Source organism: Rahnella sp. PCH160 (assembly GCF_047784855.1).
Taxonomy (GTDB): domain Bacteria; phylum Pseudomonadota; class Gammaproteobacteria; order Enterobacterales; family Enterobacteriaceae; genus Rahnella.
The window spans coordinates 3,390,838-3,407,389 of the sequence record NZ_JBLOGT010000001.1 but is presented as its reverse complement, the minus strand read 5'-3'; the positions used below and the strand labels follow the sequence as shown (position 1 = coordinate 3,407,389).

16 protein-coding genes are annotated in these 16,552 nt (G+C 53.3%); 8 read left to right on the top strand and 8 right to left on the bottom strand.

The window, feature by feature from the left end; translation table 11 throughout:
* The first annotated feature begins 59 nt into the window (after window positions 1-59).
* The gene (locus ACM5QY_RS15710; protein ID WP_416121676.1) at window positions 60-422 is read left to right on the top strand and encodes a cupin domain-containing protein; all 363 of its coding nucleotides are present in this window, start codon (window positions 60-62) and stop codon (window positions 420-422) included.
* A gap of 191 nt (window positions 423-613) precedes the next feature.
* Here ACM5QY_RS15710 and ACM5QY_RS15705 read toward each other — a convergent pair whose 3' ends face one another.
* A complete protein-coding gene (locus ACM5QY_RS15705) occupies window positions 614-1,222 on the bottom strand; it encodes a class I SAM-dependent DNA methyltransferase (protein WP_416121675.1) in 609 nt (202 codons plus the stop codon).
* Window positions 1,223-1,426: 204 nt separating this feature from the next.
* On the opposite strand from ACM5QY_RS15705, the gene yqfB reads away from it, so the two are divergent.
* The gene (yqfB, locus tag ACM5QY_RS15700; protein ID WP_416122900.1) at window positions 1,427-1,735 is read left to right on the top strand and encodes a N(4)-acetylcytidine aminohydrolase; all 309 of its coding nucleotides are present in this window, start codon (window positions 1,427-1,429) and stop codon (window positions 1,733-1,735) included.
* Between the two features lie 56 nt (window positions 1,736-1,791).
* On the opposite strand, the gene ACM5QY_RS15695 is transcribed toward yqfB, so the two are convergent.
* Window positions 1,792-2,433, bottom strand: a complete 642-nt coding sequence (locus tag ACM5QY_RS15695) for an HD domain-containing protein (protein ID WP_416121674.1) — start codon at window positions 2,431-2,433, stop codon at window positions 1,792-1,794.
* A gap of 115 nt (window positions 2,434-2,548) precedes the next feature.
* On the opposite strand from ACM5QY_RS15695, the gene ACM5QY_RS15690 reads away from it, so the two are divergent.
* Window positions 2,549-3,508: a GlxA family transcriptional regulator gene (locus tag ACM5QY_RS15690; RefSeq protein WP_416121673.1), complete on the top strand. Its 960-nt coding sequence runs from the start codon at window positions 2,549-2,551 to the stop codon at window positions 3,506-3,508.
* Window positions 3,509-3,524: 16 nt separating this feature from the next.
* On the opposite strand, the gene ACM5QY_RS15685 is transcribed toward ACM5QY_RS15690, so the two are convergent.
* A complete protein-coding gene (locus ACM5QY_RS15685; protein WP_416121672.1) occupies window positions 3,525-4,106 on the bottom strand; it encodes a DNA-3-methyladenine glycosylase I in 582 nt (193 codons plus the stop codon).
* 178 nt (window positions 4,107-4,284) lie between these two features.
* Between ACM5QY_RS15685 and tus the strand changes: the two genes are divergently transcribed.
* A complete protein-coding gene (gene tus, locus ACM5QY_RS15680; protein ID WP_416121671.1) occupies window positions 4,285-5,220 on the top strand; it encodes a DNA replication terminus site-binding protein in 936 nt (311 codons plus the stop codon).
* A 69-nt stretch (window positions 5,221-5,289) separates the two neighbouring features.
* Here tus and fumC read toward each other — a convergent pair whose 3' ends face one another.
* A complete protein-coding gene (fumC, locus tag ACM5QY_RS15675; RefSeq protein WP_416121670.1) occupies window positions 5,290-6,687 on the bottom strand; it encodes a class II fumarate hydratase in 1,398 nt (465 codons plus the stop codon).
* Between the two features lie 261 nt (window positions 6,688-6,948).
* On the opposite strand from fumC, the gene manA reads away from it, so the two are divergent.
* The 4 genes from manA to fetB all read left to right on the top strand — a co-directional run bounded on the left by manA (window position 6,949) and on the right by fetB (window position 11,439).
* Window positions 6,949-8,130 carry a mannose-6-phosphate isomerase gene (gene manA / locus ACM5QY_RS15670; RefSeq protein WP_416121669.1) on the top strand — a complete coding sequence of 394 codons (1,182 nt, stop codon included), beginning with the start codon at window positions 6,949-6,951 and terminating at the stop codon, window positions 8,128-8,130.
* A gap of 144 nt (window positions 8,131-8,274) precedes the next feature.
* Window positions 8,275-9,810 carry a YdgA family protein gene (locus ACM5QY_RS15665; RefSeq protein ID WP_416121668.1) on the top strand — a complete coding sequence of 512 codons (1,536 nt, stop codon included), beginning with the start codon at window positions 8,275-8,277 and terminating at the stop codon, window positions 9,808-9,810.
* Between the two features lie 152 nt (window positions 9,811-9,962).
* Window positions 9,963-10,679, top strand: a complete 717-nt coding sequence (fetA, locus tag ACM5QY_RS15660) for an iron efflux ABC transporter ATP-binding subunit FetA (protein ID WP_416121667.1) — start codon at window positions 9,963-9,965, stop codon at window positions 10,677-10,679.
* Complete coding sequence (gene fetB / locus ACM5QY_RS15655) at window positions 10,666-11,439, top strand: iron efflux ABC transporter permease subunit FetB (protein ID WP_416121666.1); 774 nt, start codon at window positions 10,666-10,668, stop codon at window positions 11,437-11,439. The genes fetA and fetB overlap by 14 nt, the downstream gene beginning before the upstream one ends.
* 61 nt (window positions 11,440-11,500) lie before the next feature.
* Here the strand turns inward: fetB and ACM5QY_RS15650 are convergent, their stop codons facing one another.
* The 4 genes from ACM5QY_RS15650 to ACM5QY_RS15635 form a co-directional block, all read right to left on the bottom strand.
* Window positions 11,501-12,196: a GntR family transcriptional regulator gene (locus tag ACM5QY_RS15650; RefSeq protein ID WP_416121665.1), complete on the bottom strand. Its 696-nt coding sequence runs from the start codon at window positions 12,194-12,196 to the stop codon at window positions 11,501-11,503.
* A 178-nt stretch (window positions 12,197-12,374) separates the two neighbouring features.
* Complete coding sequence (locus ACM5QY_RS15645; RefSeq protein WP_416121664.1) at window positions 12,375-14,108, bottom strand: ABC transporter permease; 1,734 nt, start codon at window positions 14,106-14,108, stop codon at window positions 12,375-12,377.
* Window positions 14,109-14,127: 19 nt separating this feature from the next.
* Window positions 14,128-15,129, bottom strand: a complete 1,002-nt coding sequence (locus tag ACM5QY_RS15640; protein ID WP_416121663.1) for an ABC transporter substrate-binding protein — start codon at window positions 15,127-15,129, stop codon at window positions 14,128-14,130.
* A gap of 54 nt (window positions 15,130-15,183) precedes the next feature.
* Window positions 15,184-16,245 (bottom strand): ABC transporter ATP-binding protein, encoded by a 1,062-nt coding sequence (locus ACM5QY_RS15635; protein ID WP_416121662.1) that lies wholly within the window; start codon window positions 16,243-16,245, stop codon window positions 15,184-15,186.
* Window positions 16,246-16,552 lie beyond the last annotated feature (307 nt).

Sequence of the window (16,552 nt, the reverse complement as noted above, 5' to 3'; positions counted from 1 at the left end):
AGAATTCACGTAGCGTTGTCATTTTTCACCGGCTGAAATCCGCCGAAAGGAGAGTTCGTATGCGGTCTAATTTATTCGCCGGTTTACCGGTTACTGTCAGCGCGCAGCAAAACGAAACCTTCGAAGCGGTATTAAACATGCCGGGCATTCGTATCGAGAGAATTGTGTCAACCGGGCAGGCAAGTCCGCCAGATTTCTGGTATTGCCAGACGCAAAGCGAGTGGGTCATGATTCTGCAAGGATCAGCGGCTTTGCAATTTGAAAACGAAACGCAGGCGCAGGTAATGCACGCAGGTGATTGCATCAATATTCCGGCGTTATGCAAACACCGTGTGGAGTGGACAGCCGCAAATGAAATCACTATCTGGCTTGCCGTGCATTATGGTGATATTGAAGATCAAAGCGCAGATGAAGAGTCATGAAAAAGGAACAGAATGGCAGGAGAGACGGTGGATCGATGGCGGATTCGTTACCAGTGTTCTTATTTAACATAATATACATTATGCGCACTTAATTAGGTTTTGCATTATGTTAAATATCAGGATGCCATTGTTTGAAATCTGCCAGTCGTGCACCTTTCATACCGGCAGCTTTCACCACTTTACTCAATATCTCAGCCTTTGAACTGTGCCAGCCAGATAGTATGCCCAGCACACGTCGGATCTTCGGCAACCATCTTCACTTCCCTGAAACCATGCGTATCAAACAGCGCCCGGTATTCTTCCGGAGCCAGACTCGCATGATAAAGATCTTCCCCTTCGAATGTGCCAATCGCTTCGCCATTACCCGGACCGCTGGTGAACATCAACGCTGCGTTAGGATTCGCGTGTTTCTCAAAGATAGAAAACATGGCGCGCTGATCATCGCGTGTCAGATGGAAAAAACTGTCCCAGGCAATCAGTCCGTCGAACTTCTCGTTCAGCGATAACGAACGCATATCGGTAACCTGCCAGCGTTGTTCCGGGAAACGTTCACGGCAGATGGCAATCATCGGTTCTGAAGCATCGACGCCAGTCACAAAAAAATGACGTTCTACAAAATATTCCGCGATAGGCTTTCCCGCCCCGCAACCGATGTCAAGAATCCGGCCTTCTGGCGGGATCAGGGCCAGAAAACTGTCCAGCCACGCCTGCTCGAATCGCTGATCTTTGCGTAATTTATCCCAAATATCAGCATGTCGCTGATACAGTGAAATGATGTTTTTCGCCGAAATATCGTCCATTTTCTCTCCGTTCTGACCGTCATTTGATCGCGCTGCGTGAATTCTGAGTGTCTCACGCGACCTCAGCGTCTGTCAGTGAAAGATTTGAATTTGTTCGTAATTCATCAATTTTTTATCATATTTATCAATGTGTTTGTTGATTTTACCGGCATGCTTCGTATGATGTGGCGGACAAGACTTTAACGTAGCGCTGAGGGATAACATCTGATGAAAGACATCACTTTTTACGGTCGTTTCGAGGCTGATATTCTGGCCGGGCGCAAAACGATTACGCTTCGTGAAGCCAGTGATGCGGAGTTTGTGGCGGGCGATCGTGTTCGCGTAAGTCGTTATGAAGACGACGTTTTCTTCTGCAATATCGGGATTATCGACGTTACGCCGGTACAGTTTGACGAGCTGAATGACGCCCATGCCGTGCAGGAAAATATGACATTAGCTGAGCTGAAACAGGTGATCAGCGAGATTTACCCGGGGCTGAAATCACTGTTTATGATTGAGTTTCGCGTTATCTAACCCGTTTATATGACAGGAAAACGCACCGGCATTTTCACCCGTGCGCCCTTTTCTTCTTACCCCTGCCAGCGGGTTCCGCGGATCACCGAACAGAAATTGCCTCTGATAAAATCGGGTTCTTTGTCGGCGATGACGTCCGCTTTCACGTTGCCAAATGTGGTTTGCGGTCTGTTTTTGATGCCATCATAAAATGCCTGAATGATGTCTTCTTTAAATGCCGGTGTCCGCGGATGCGTATCCACAACCGCATTTCGAACATCGTCATCGTATCCCTGATAATTAATCCCGAGAACGTCCATTTCCACACCCGCTGTCACCAGCGCAATGACCGGATCCATAAATTCAGGAATTCCCGGCGTAGTGTGCAAGGCAATCGCCGTCCAGACTTTATCAATATCCTGCGTGCTGACGCCGTGTTGTTGCATAAATTTTCGCGCTGAGTTTGCGCCGTCCACTTCAAACCGTTTATCACAGCTACAATTTTCGTGGGTCAGCCCCATGTCGTGGAACATGCAGCCGATGTAGAGCAGCTCGTGATCGACTTTCAACTGACGTTGCTGACCGGCAAGCGCCGCCCAGTAATACACGCGGCTGGAATGATGGAACAGTAAATCGGTTTCTGTATCGCGGACCAGTTCGGTGGCTTCGCGTGCCATTTTGCTGTCGGGAATGCGGATGCCCTGAATGTTCAGACTCATAATATTTCTCCGGTGGGGTTGAATGAGTCCAGAATAAGCTTCACCATGGATGTCATCAATCGTCGTAATATGACGATTACAGACATAACCGTATTCTGCGACAGGAAATCATCTCATGCCCAAACACATCATCATTCTGGCGGTGCCCGGCGTTCAGTTGCTGGATGTCTCCGGCCCGCTGGACGTTTTTGCCGAGGCAAATCAGCAACGCGGGCGTGAGGTGTATAAACTCAGCGTGATGGCCGTGGCCGATCCGGTTATTGTTTCGTCTTCCGGTGCACGTATGCTGGCCGATCTGACCCTCGACGCCCCGCTTCCTGACGCGCTGGATACCTTTCTGGTTGCCGGTGCGCCGGTGCTGGACACCTTCATGACGGACGAAAAGCTGCATGAAAATATTTGCCGCTGGAGTCATCACGCGCAGCGTTTTGGCTCGGTTTGCAGCGGTGCGATGCTGCTTGCGGCGGCTGGATTAATCAACGGACGTCGTGTCACCACACACTGGAGTGTCGCGGAACGACTTCATCAGGAATATCCGCAGGTGACCGTAGAAGCTGACGCCATTTTTATTGCCGATGCCGAACTACGCACTGCGGCTGGTGTGACGTCCGGGCTGGATTTGGCATTGAATATGGTGGAAGAAGATCTCGGACGGGAAACGGCGCTGGACGTCGCCGCCCAACTGGTGATGTTCTTTAAACGTCCCGGCGGTCAGTTGCAGTTCAGCCGCCACGGCCAGGCTTCGGTGAGCGGGCGCTCTGCTTTGCAGGACGTTCAGCGCTGGGTGCTGAATTCTCTGGATCAGCCGCATAACGTGCAAAGTCTCGCCAGGCATATGGGGATTAGCGCCCGGCACATTACCCGTTTATTCAATCAGGAACTGAATCAGTCACCGGCCGAATGGCTCGAACAGCAGCGTGTATTTCACGCGCGTCAGCTGCTGGAAACTGGCGAGCTGGCGGTGAAACAAATCGCGGCGGAATGCGGATTTTCCAGCGTTGATATCCTGCGACGGGCGTTTGTCAGGAAGTTTTCCGTGACACCGTCACAATATCAAAAACACCACAGCCGATGAAACTTACACATAATAATCAACCTTCTGCCACGACCTGAGCGCGACGAAAACAGTCAGGATGATGGGTATTGATCAGGCCTGTCGCTTCCAGCCAGGCGTAGACAATCGTCGGGCCGACAAAGGTAAATCCCCTCTTCTTCAGGTCTTTCGAAATCCGTTCTGACAGCGCATCTTTTGTGGGAACCGGGCCGGTATGCTGAATGGCCTTCCCTCCGATTTGCGCCCAAATCCACTCACCAAATTCTTCGCCTGACGCCTGCATGACCAGATACGCGCGGGCATTTTTAATCACTGCGGTGATCTTGCTGCGCGAGCGAATAATGGCGGCGTCATTCACCAACCTTTCGATATCTTCTTCAGTGAATTCAGCCACTTTTTGCGGGTCAAAATGGTAAAATGCCTGCCGCAAAGCATCGCGTTTTTTCAGTACGATCCGCCATGATAAGCCCGCCTGAAAACCATCCAGCATCAGCTTTTCCCATAAGGCACGGCTGTCGCGAACCGGCTTTCCCCATTCGCGATCGTGGTAATTGCGCATCATCGGGTCGTTATCGCCCCAAGGACAACGCGGTAAGTCATCAGGAAATTCAGAGTTCATGGCAGCCCTTCTGATCATGTGATGAACAAGCTTACGATAAAGCCACGTAGGTTTAAACAGCCGCCCTTTTACCCTGCTAAACGGTATTAATCCCGGTATTGATAAAAAAACTGAAGGTCAGGTGTGCACGGTTTTGAATTATGTCATAAACTGTATGTTGTAACTAACTGGAGGGTTTATGGCAGATTATGATTTAATTGCCCGGATGAACGGTTGTTTTAACGAACTGGAACTGGCGTTGCACGACCTGGGTAATTTCCTGAATCAACTGGAATTATTGCAGGCAAGAGTGTTTGCATTGCCGGAGATAGCCAAGGGCGAAGAGCATAATCCTGCGGATAAAATCCAGGTGACCCCTTTTACCGGTGAAGCCGCTCAGCAGATGGCGTTACAGCATTTTCAGCGTCTGTTTATTCATCACAATAACGAGAATGTCAGCAGTAAATCTGCCGTCCGCCTGCCCGGCGTGTTGTGTTACGCGGTGGATGCAGCCGAGCATCAGTCAGCCCTGCTGCTGATTGAAGAAGTGAACAAATTAAAGGCCGAGCTGGAGAATATTGTGACTGTGGAATCAGGTCTGGCCCGCGAGCAGCGCTTCGAATTCGTTCATACTCATCTGCGCGGGCTGATTACATTGAACGCTTACCGCTCGGTCAACTTTCTGAATGACCCGGATTCCGTGCGGTTTGGCTGGGCGAATAAACACATCATCAAAAACGTCACGCGTGATGAAGTACTGGCTCAGCTGGAAAAAAGCCTGAATGCCGGCCGTGCGGTTTCACCCTACACCCGTGAACAGTGGATGGAAAATATTAACCGCGAGATGAACGACGTTAAGCGCCTGCCGGAACATGCGGCGCTGAAATTTAAACGTCCCGTGAAAGTCCAGCCGATTGCGCGCGTCTGGTACCGGAACAGCCAGAAACAGGTGCAACATCCCTGCCCGCTGCCGCTGATTGCGCTGTGTCTGCGCTCGCCGATGATGCAGGTGCCGAAACTGGGCGAGTTACAGGATTACGATGCTGCATCGGTGAAACATAAATATAAACCGAAATCACAGCCGCTCAGCCTGCTGATCAGACGTCTTCATTTATACACCGACTATCCTTTATAAAACGCGGCGCACAAAAAAGGTCCGGATTTCCGGAACTCATTTTGCGTTCTCACATTTAACCGGAAACGATCAGCGCTTCATGCTGCCCACCATGTCTTCCGGACGCACCCACTCATCAAACTGCTCTTCCGTAAGATAACCGAGTTTCAGGGCTGAGCCTTTTAGGCTCAGGCCTTCGTGGTGGGCTTTCTTGGCAATTTCTGCCGCTTTGTCATAACCAATATGCGTATTCAGCGCCGTCACCAGCATCAGTGATTCGTTGAGCAACTGCGAAATACGGTCACGGTTTGGCTCGATGCCCACCGCGCAATGCTCGTTAAATCCGCGCAGCCCGTCTGTCAGTAGACGAACTGATTGCAGGAAGTTGTGGATCACCAGCGGGCGGAACACGTTCAGTTCGAAGTTACCGGAAGCGCCGCCGATATTCACCGCCACATCGTTGCCCAGCACCTGTGCGCACAGCATGGTCATCGCTTCACACTGCGTCGGGTTCACTTTGCCCGGCATGATGGAGCTGCCCGGTTCGTTTTCCGGAATGGAAATCTCGCCGATGCCGCAACGCGGGCCGGAAGACAACCAGCGCACATCGTTGGCAATTTTCATCAACGACGCGGCCAGACCTTTCAGCGCGCCATGCCCGTGAACCAGCGCATCACACGTGGCCAGCGCCTCAAATTTATTCGGTGACGTCACAAACGGTTGTCTGGTCAGTTCGGCCAGCGCTTTCGCCACGCGAACGGCGTATTCCGGATGCGTATTCAGACCGGTACCGACTGCGGTGCCGCCCAGCGCCAGTTCGGCGATGTGCGGAATACTGTTTTCGATATGCCTGAGATTATGCTCCAGCATCGCTACCCAGCCGGAAATCTCCTGGCCCAGCGTCAGCGGCGTGGCATCCTGAAGGTGTGTACGGCCAATTTTGACGATATCGCGAAACGCTTCGGCTTTTGCCTGAAGGGTTTTGTGCAACACGTTCAGTTCAGGGATCAGCTTTTCGCGCAGTTCAATCACCGCCGCTACATGCATTGCGGTCGGGAAGACATCGTTCGAGCTTTGGCTTTTATTCACGTCATCGTTCGGATGGACTTTTCGCTCTTCGCCGCGCTCGCCACCGAGGATTTCACTCGCCCGGTTGGCAAGCACTTCATTCATATTCATGTTGGTCTGGGTACCGGAACCGGTCTGCCAGATGGAAAGCGGGAATTCTGTGGTGTGTTTGTCGGCCAGCACTTCGTCTGCGGCGGCGATGATGGCGTTACCTCGCTCTGCGGGTAATAACCCCAGATCAATATTGACACTGGCCGCTGCACGTTTTGTCTGTGCCAGCGCGTGGATCAGGGCCACCGGCATTTTTTCCGAGGAAATACGAAAGTGCTCAAGCGAACGTTGCGTCTGTGCGCCCCAAAGCTTATCTGCCGGAACGTCGATAGGCCCCATTGAGTCTTTTTCAATGCGAGTCGCTGCCATTACAGTCTCCTTAGCGTGGTTTTTCGAAACATAAGTTCGAATGATAATTATGCTTTTTTTGCAGGGTTTTGAGTGCCGGATGCGGTCCCACGCATTCACTGACAATCACTCGATTATAGTGTCATATAAGGCAGACGTATAATTCGAATCGATCCCGATTCCGAGTTTTCGCTCTGACAGCACTTTTTGAGGCATCGTGGTTGTAAAGCCCGCTTTGTCATTGTTTACTATGCCCAGAACTTTTCTATTCAGGATGAAGCAATGCAAAAGATGCATAACGGTGTACAGAATTACGCCTGGGGCAGTAAAGACGCGCTGACCCAACTTTATGGGATCACCGATCCGCAAGGACGTCCGATGGCTGAGCTGTGGATGGGTGCCCACCCGAAAAGCAGTTCTCAAGTCGGGAATGTACAAGGTCACCCCCTTTCCCTGCGTGACCAAATCAGCGCTGACCTTGATGGCCAGTTGGGTAAAAAAGTCGCCAAACGTTTCGGCGAGTTGCCTTTCCTGTTTAAAGTCCTGTGTGCCGACCAGCCGCTCTCCATTCAGGTTCACCCGAGTAAAGGTGCCGCCGAGATTGGTTTCGCGAAAGAAAATGCGGCAGGTATTCCACTGGACGCCGCCGAGCGTAACTATAAAGATCCAAACCACAAACCTGAGCTGGTTTACGCCCTGACGCCTTTCCAGGCGATGAACGGTTTCCGTGAACTGCGCGACATTGTTTCTTTGCTGCAACCCGTTGCCGGTGCGCATCAGCTGATTGCCAGCTTCCTGAATTTCCCGGACGTCGAACATCTGCGCACCCTTTTCGCCGGGCTGCTGAGCCTGGAAGGTGAAGACAAATCCCGTGCGCTGGACGTGCTGAAATCCGTACTTCGTGAGCAACACGGCGAGCCGTGGGATACCGTTCGCAGTATTTCTGAATTTTATCCGGACGATACCGGCCTCTTCTCCCCGCTGCTGCTGAATGTGATTACGCTGCAACCGGGCGAAGGCATGTTCTTGTATGCCGAAACGCCACACGCTTATCTGAAAGGGGTTTCGCTGGAAGTGATGGCAAACTCTGACAACGTGCTGCGCGCCGGTCTGACCCCGAAATATATCGATATTCCTGAGCTGCTGGCAAACCTGAAATTCAACGCCAAGCCTGCCAATGAATTGCTGACCACGCCGGTGCAAAAAGGCGCGGAACTCAACTTCCCGATTCCTGTCGAAGATTTTGCCTTCTCAATTCATTCGCTTGCCGCTGAACCGCAAACGCTGGAACAAGACAGTGCCGCGATCGTCTTCTGTATCGAAGGCCAGAGCGTGCTGTCAAAACAGGGTGAAACGCTGACACTGTCGCCGGGTGAATCCTGTTACCTGGCCGCCAGCGAATCGCCGGTGACTGTCAGCGGTAGCGGTCGCATTGCGCGGGTCTTCAATACCCTGAGCAAGTAAGGTGAGATGAAACGAAGATGAAACAAATTGGGGCTGCGTGCCCCAATTTGATGATTTTTCTGCAGATTCAGCTACACTCAGTAGACTATTAACGCCGTAAGGCGTTTTTTATTTTCGGGATATTTCATAAGGATAAACAGAGATATGAAGAAGTCGATAGTCGCTGTAAGCGTCATTGTCGTCCTTGGCGCGGCCTGGACAGGCGTCTCGTGGTATACGGGTAAACTTATCGAACAACATCTGGATGAGCAGGTTGCAGCGGCCAACAGCCAGTTGCAAAGTGCGTATCCCAAAGCCGGTCTGAAAGTCAGTTATCAGGATTATCATCGCGGGCTGTTCAGCAGTAATTTACGTCTTGTTTTGCAACCTGATGCGGCGGCTGCCACGGCCGGGACCAGCGTGTTGAAAACCGGTGATGAAATTGCCTTTATCGAAACCATCGATCACGGCCCGTTCCCTGCCGCGCAGTTGAAGAAATTCAATCTGATCCCAAGCATGGCTTCCGTTCACTCCGAACTGCAAAACACCCCGACGCTGAAAGGCCTGTTTGACGTCACCAAGGGTAAATCGCTGATCACGGCTGACACACGTCTGTCGTACAGCGGCGCCAGCGCTTCTGCCATCGATATCATTCCGGTGACTTACCAGAAAGACGAAAGTCAGCTGCAATTCTCCGGCGGTACAATCAATGTTGATGTCGATAAAGACCTGACCGCGATGAAACTCAAGGCCAATACCGACAGTGTTGCGCTGACGTCAAAAAACCAGTGGGGGCAGCTTGAGAAAGTGACGCTGGCCGGTTTCAGTATGGACAGCGACACGCACCAGGGTAAATTCCAGGTCGGCGTGGGTGATCAAAACCTGTCAGTGAAACAGATCCTGGTCAACATTGAGGGCAAAGACGCCGGTTCACTGGACAATTTCAAGCTGGTGAGCAAATTCGCTGAAAACGGCAATAACATCAATGGTCAGCAGGATTACACCATCGATGCGCTGAAAATTCAGGGGGCTGATTTCGGTTCTGCCAAACTGACACTGAAACTGGAAAAACTGGACGGCGTCGCGCTCAAAGAGTTTGCCGACAAGTACAATCAGCAATCTCGTGAACTGTTGATGCGTCAGAGTGATCTGGATCCTGCGGCGTATCAGCAACAGGCCGCCGATTTACTCCTGGCCGGCTTGCCGATGCTGCTCAAAGGCAACCCAAGCATCAGCATTGCCCCGCTGAGCTGGAAAAACAGCAAAGGCGAAAGCACCTTCACCCTGCAATTGGATCTGAAAGATCCGGCAGCAGCACCTGCACAATCGCAAGACCAGATGTTGTCTCAGTTGGTGAATAAGGTCGATGCCACACTGAACATTCCACTGCCGATGGCAACTCAGGTCACCACACAGGTTGCGCAGCTCGAAGGCTACAGCGCCGATGACGCCGCGAAACTGGCTCAGCAGCAGGTTCAGGGTCTGGCCGCGATGGGTCAGATGTTCAAACTGACCACCGTGAAAGATGACACCATCACCAGCAGCTTCCATTACGCGAACAATCAGGTTGACCTGAATGGCCAGAAAATGACGTTGCAGGAATTCGCCGGTCTGTTCGGTATTCTGGGCGGGCCAGCCGCGCCAGCACCAACGCCTGAACAGGAATCTCCGGTAGCGCCAGCGCCCGTTCCGGCTCAGTAATATTCTTTACTCCTCCCCCTGCGAAGGGGAGGATGGGAGGGGGTTTTACACACGACACCTTCTGGCCTGCGTTAACCCACACCCCATCCCAACCTTCCCTCGTGAGAGGAGAAGGAGTAAAACACCCTCCCGTTACCAAAGGATTTTCAGGCGTGACCACTCCTACTGACCTCCTCCGGCTGGACGATGTTTCGTTCACCCTCAATAATGTTCCGCTCCTTGAGCCCGTTTCATTAACCCTGAATCCCGGTGAATTTACCCTGCTGACCGGCCCGTCCGGCAGCGGGAAAAGTACGTTGCTGAAAATCATCGCTTCACTGCAAACCCCGACCGGTGGCAGCCTGTATTTTAAAGGCGAAGACATCAGCCGGATTAAGCCTGAAACGTATCGCCAGCGGGTTTCCTATTGCTTCCAGACACCGTCACTGTTTGGCGAAACGGTCTACGACAACCTCGCGTTGCCTTACCAGATCCGCCATAAAAAAGTGGATGAAACACAGTTACGCGCCTGGCTGACCAGAGTGAATCTGGACGAAGGGATGCTGACGAAAAGCATTCAGGAACTGTCCGGCGGCGAGAAACAGCGCGTCGCCCTGCTGCGTAATTTGCAGTTTATGCCCGATGTGCTGCTGCTCGATGAAATCACCAGCGCGCTGGACGAAGAAAATAAGCTCAATATCAATGACATTATTGCCAGCCTGGTCGCCGAAAAAGAGCTCAATATCAATGACATTATTGCCAGCCTGGTCGCCGAAAAAGAGCTGGCCGTGTTGTGGGTCAGTCATGATCTCAATGAAATCCGTCACGCCAAACACGTCATCACCCTGACCCGCCACCCGCAAGGAAGCACGGCTCATGAATCAGCATAATATTACCGATCAGTCACTGGCTCTGGCGTTGATTCTGGTGGTTGTCGCCCTGCTGGTCAGCAAGAAAGAAAAACTCGGGCTGGAAAAAGACATCATCTGGAGCGTGGCGCGCGCCATCGTCCAGCTGGTCATTGTCGGCTACGTCCTGAAATACATTTTCGATATCAATAACGGTCTGTTAACCGTGCTGATGGTGCTGTTTATCTGCGTCAATGCCGCGCTGAATGCGAAAAAACGCAGCAAGAATATCGATAACGGTTTCGTCATTTCTTTTATCGCCATTACGGTCGGCACGGCGCTGACGTTAACCATTCTGATCCTCAGCGGATCGATTGAGTTCCTGCCGATGCAGGTGATCCCGATTTCAGGGATGATTGCGGGGAATGCGATGGTGGCGGTCGGTTTGTGTTACAGCAATCTGAATCAGCGTTTTGTCGACAATCAGCAGAAAATCCTCGAAATGCTGAGTCTGGGCGCGCCGACAAAAATCGCTTCCGGGAAGATTATTCGTGACAGTATTCGGGCGGCGATGATCCCGACAATTGATGCAGCGAAAACGGTGGGGATCGTGAGTTTGCCGGGCATGATGTCCGGCCTGATTTTTGCGGGGATCGACCCGGTGAAGGCGATTAAATATCAGATTATGGTGACGTTTATGCTGCTGGCAACCGCCAGTTTATCGACGATTATTGCCGGTTATCTGGCGTATCAGCGTTTCTACAATGACCGCGCGCAGTTGCGGTCACTGAAATCTTCGTAGCCCTGACAGAGCCCGACGGCAAAACTGCGGCGGGCGCATTTTTATTCCGGCTTTATCATACTTACAAATCCGACAGTGCCTGACGCAGATTGATTTCCCCTGCCGCTTCATCGCCCAGATCCAGAACCCTTTCGAGCTCGTTCAGATGTTCCTGCATCAGTTGCACGGCCTGAGCATTATCGCCCTTTTCCAGCGCATCAATAATCGCCTGATGTTCGTCACACTGGCAGGAGGACGCGTCGCCCCGCTGATAGAGCGCCACAATCAGGGAACTGCGCACCATCAGATTCGACAAAATTTCACTCAGCACGCTGTTACACGAGAGTTCCCCGAGGATCAGATGAAATTCACTGAGTTCACGCACAATGACACGGCGATCTCCGGATTTCGCCGCTTCGCGTTCGCCGTTCATATGCGTCTGAATACGTTGCAGGTTCTTCCGGATACACGCCGGTGCGATGCCTTCAACAATCGCGCGTTCAATCGCGCGACGGGCAATAAATACTTCACGCGCTTCTTTCGCCGTGGGCTGCGACACCATCGCCCCACGGTTAGGTTCGATAGTGACAATGCGCTGCATAGACAGACGCTGTAACGCGACCTGAACGTGGTTACGGTTGGCGTTGAGGGCTTCAACCAGCTGCGACTCGACCAGACGTGTGCCGGGACGCAGACGCTGCTGAGCAATAGCCTTGGATAGAACGTCGACAATGCGCTGAACTTCCAGCTGCTTGGCGGTTGTAAATTGATTACTCATGGAATGCTAAATGGCCTCTTTATGGCAGTTTTTCGTGCAAAATATCACCAGCCGTCAACTCCCGTCATTAGTAAATGGAGTCCAGTGGTGAATCATGCACAAACCCGCAACAAAACGGCACGTATTATTCATCATAATGATCATTCCCGCACGCATTCCCGAAATTCTTACCCTTAATTCATACCTGCCACGGCAACACACCTTCCGGCAAACGTCGGGAAAACAACGACGCCAGCAACATCAGGATCAGCACCACGCCAATCATCAGGCACCCGACAGCAGCGGCCAGCGTTGAAGAACCGCCTTCGTCGAGGAACACAATCATCGGGCCGAGCGTTTGTGTGCCGGACGTCACCAGCAGAATCGACACCTGAATTTCATTCAGCGCCGTCAGGAACACCAGAATCGTGCCCGCCATTGCCGACGGTGCCGCCAGCGGCATCAGAATGTCGCGCATCCGCCGGAGGAATCCGGCACCAAAGATTTGTGCCGCCTCATCAAGCGAACGTTCGATTTGCGCAAACCCCGCCATCGTAGGCCGCAATACCAGCGCCATAAAATTGGAAAGATAAGCCGCGAGAATAATCCATACGGTGCCATACAGACTGACGTGGATCAGCGGCAGTGGTTTAAGGAAAAACAGAATGGCCGCGATGCCCGTCACAATTCCCGGCAAGGCATAGGCCAGTTCCGTGGATAACTGCAACACACGCACCAGCCGCGTGCGCTGCCAGCTGAGGAAATAGGCCAGAAACAGCGAGGTCACGGTCAGGATCACCGCCGTGAGCAGCGTCAGCCCCAGACTGGTGAAGAATGCCTGCCGGATGGCCGGATACCCGAACAGCGCATTGGCGTAATGACTCAGCGTCAGGCTGTTGAACGTCAATTCCTGCCCAAATCCTTGTGTCAGAGAGGTCGTCAGCAGCGCGGAAAGCGGCAGCAACAGGGTCAGAACCATCCAGAGCCAGACGGTGATCTCAACGGGCAAACGCCAACGTCCGAGCGGCTGATGCAAAGATCGCGGTGTGCCGGTTACGCGCACATCCTGCCGCCCGCCCAGCCACCGGCTGAGCATCAGGCCGGCCAGCGTAATCGCGGCAATCAGTAAAGACAGCACCGCCATATCCGCCAGCGCCGACGCCCCGATGCTGTTGAGTTGTTGATAAACCAGCGTGATCAGCGTAGGCACGCGCCCGGGAATACCCAGCATGGCCTGAATACCGAAATTTCCCGCCGCGGTGACAAACGACAGCGCCGCACCGGCAAAAATCGCCGGACGCACCAGCGGCAATATGATCGTAAGCAGCACCCGCCACGGCTGCGCCCCGCCAGCCCGCGCGGCTTCAACCAGATCTGCGGGCAAACGGCGCAGCCCCGCGCGCACCATCAGAAACACCAGCGGCGCATTATGTAACCCGAGCAAAATAATGATGCCGCTCATCGAATATAACGGCGAAGGCGAACCCGGCGGCAGGCTCAGTCCAAAGAACTGCAAAACCGGGCTGGACGGTGAAAGCGCCTGAACCCACGCCAGCGCCGTCACCTGCGGAGGGATCATCAGCGGCAGGATGAACGTGAAAACCCATGCCTGCTTGCCGCGCAGATTGGTTAACGCAATCAGCAACGCCGCCACGGTACCGAGCAATATCGCCAGCAGCGTCGAGACAATGGCTATCGACAGCGTATTAAGCGTGGCAGTCAGCACCCGTCGTGTGCCCAGCAGATGGCTGAACCGCGAGAGATCCGGCATACCCTCCGGTGCCACCGCCGCCCACACCAGCCGCGCCAGCGGTGCGACTGACAAAATGCCAATCAGCAGCGTCAGCCCCCAGAGCACGACCTTCTCGCTGCCCGGCCAGAAACGCCTGCGTGCTGCCACCGTCCGGCGCTGAATTTCGCGCATCACGCTCATTTGCCTTTCCCTTCAGAAATCAGCCGCCGAAGATTTCCGTGAATTTCGCACGGACTTGCTTATCGTCGGCCACGGCTTTATCTGAGTCGAGCGTCAGCAGTTTGATAGAATCCGCTGGCGCAAAACCGTCCGGTGCCGGCACGCTGGCATCAATCGGACGGTTACCCTGTTTTGCCACAAGTTGCTGCCCTTGCGGCGAGAGCATGAAATTAACAAAGGCTTTGGCTGCCGGAACGTTATGCGCCCCGGCGAGGATCGCCACCGGTTCCGTCACAAAGGATGCGCCTTCTTTCGGATACACCAGATCAATCGGTGAACCCTGTTTCTTCGCGCGGATAATATCGGCATCGGTGATCACGCCGTATTTCGCCATGCCGCTAGCAACGGCTTTCAGCGCCGGGCCATTTCCGCCTTCCGGCGTAATCCCGTTCGCTGCCAGTTTCTGATAAAACGCCCAGCCAATATCCGGCGTGTTAATGGCCGTGTGCAGGTGATACAGCGCCGCACCGGAATACAACGGGCTGGGCACCGCGACCTGACCTTTGTTCTGCGGGTCGGTCAGTGCCATCCAGCTGTCGACCGGTTTGGCATTTTTCGTGTTGTAAGCAATAACCGTAGCGATGATTTTAGTGCCGAACCAGGTCTTATCTTTATCGTAGAAATCCGGGCTGATATGACTGACCGGCGCATCAGGATACGCCATCAGCTTGCCGTCTTTTTTCAGCGCGCCCAGATTGATGGAATCCGCCACCAGCAGCACATCGGCTTTCACATCACCGGCCATCATTTCGGTCTGCAACACATTCATCAGTTGCGTGGTGCCGTTACGCGTCCATTCCACCTGAACATCCGGATACGCCGCTTTAAAGGCATCAACCGTCTGTTGTGCGATTTCCGGTGCCTGAGAAGTATAAATCACCAGTTTGCCTGATGCCGTTTCCGCTGCATTCGCAGAAGTCACCAGCACGGAGGCCAGTGACAGCGCGCATAAACTCAATCTGATGGTGTTAGAAATGTGCATAGCCCTGTCCTTTTGAGAATAAATAGTTATAAAAATGAGTGAATTAAGAATGGATCATTGAGGAAGTACCCAGCCGTCACCGATGATAAAAGTGACGCTGTCACCCGGCTGGAACTCTTTTTTAGAATGAAGGGATAATCTGAGTTCCGGCGCGGCGTGCGGAGTGATGTCTGTCTGGCAGTAACCGCCACGATAAATCCGCCGGGAGACTCTGGCCGTGATCCCCACTTCGCCGGGTTCGGCAAAACGTAAATCCGCTGCGTGAACACACGCCTGTGCCTTCGCCACGGAAGGCTGTGAAACTGCCGCACGCAGCCTGACGCGGGTGCCGAAAACCGCCGCCTGTACGTGGCCATTACCGTCCGGCTGAACATCCGTCACCGGAATGACGCGCCCGTCATCGATAAACGTGGCGACCATTTCATTGGCCGGTTCGCGGTACAAAACCTGGGGCGTGGCAAACTGCATCACGCGCCCTTCGTTCATCACCACCACGCGATCCGCCAGCGACATCGCTTCCTGCTGGTCATGGGTGATATACAACAGCGTCGCGCCGGTATGTTGATGAAAGCGGCTGAATTCCTCTTCCATCGCGGCCCGCAGGTGAACATCCAGATTTGCCAGCGGTTCATCGAGCAACACTACGCCGGGCCGTGTCACCAGACAACGCGCCAGTGCTACCCGCTGCCGCTGCCCGCCAGATAAATCTGAGGGTCGCCGGGTGGCAAATTCACCTAATCCCACCAGCGCCAGTGCTTCCTGCGTACGAACGCGCCGCTCATTGCGATCCATTCCCACGACTTTCAGGCTGTACGCCACGTTCTCTTCCACAGACATGTGCGGCCACAGCGCGTAATTCTGAAACACGATGCCCAGCTCACGTTTCTCCGGCTGAACATGCACCTCAGGCGATGAAAACAGACGATCACCCACGGTGATCGTGCCGCTGTTCACCGGTTCAAATCCGGCCACGGTGCGTAGAAGCGTGGTTTTCCCGCAGCCCGACGGGCCAAGAACGGCCACAAATTCCCCCGGCCGGATATGCAGGGAGACATCGTTAAGCACCGGTTGTGTGGCGAAGGATTTGCTCAGGTGGGAAATCTGGATAGCAGACATGCGTCGGTGTTTTCCTCAAAGCAGCGATGGCCTGTTCAATGAGAAAACAAATTACTGCGGTTTTGTGACTGTTTTATGAACGGGTTGAGAAGGTTTGGTTTGTCTTATGTTTCAGTCGTTTATTTTTTGCGAGACATCGCGGAGGAAAAGATCGCCCTTCTGAATTTCCTGCGAATACCCGACAGGATGCGCGTGTGCGATGGCACAACGCGTCGGGCGCGGGAAAGAATGTGAACCCCGTTCCCGTTTAAAAATAATCATAAATGATTACTTCCACTTTGCACAAAACGTAATCATACTCCACCGC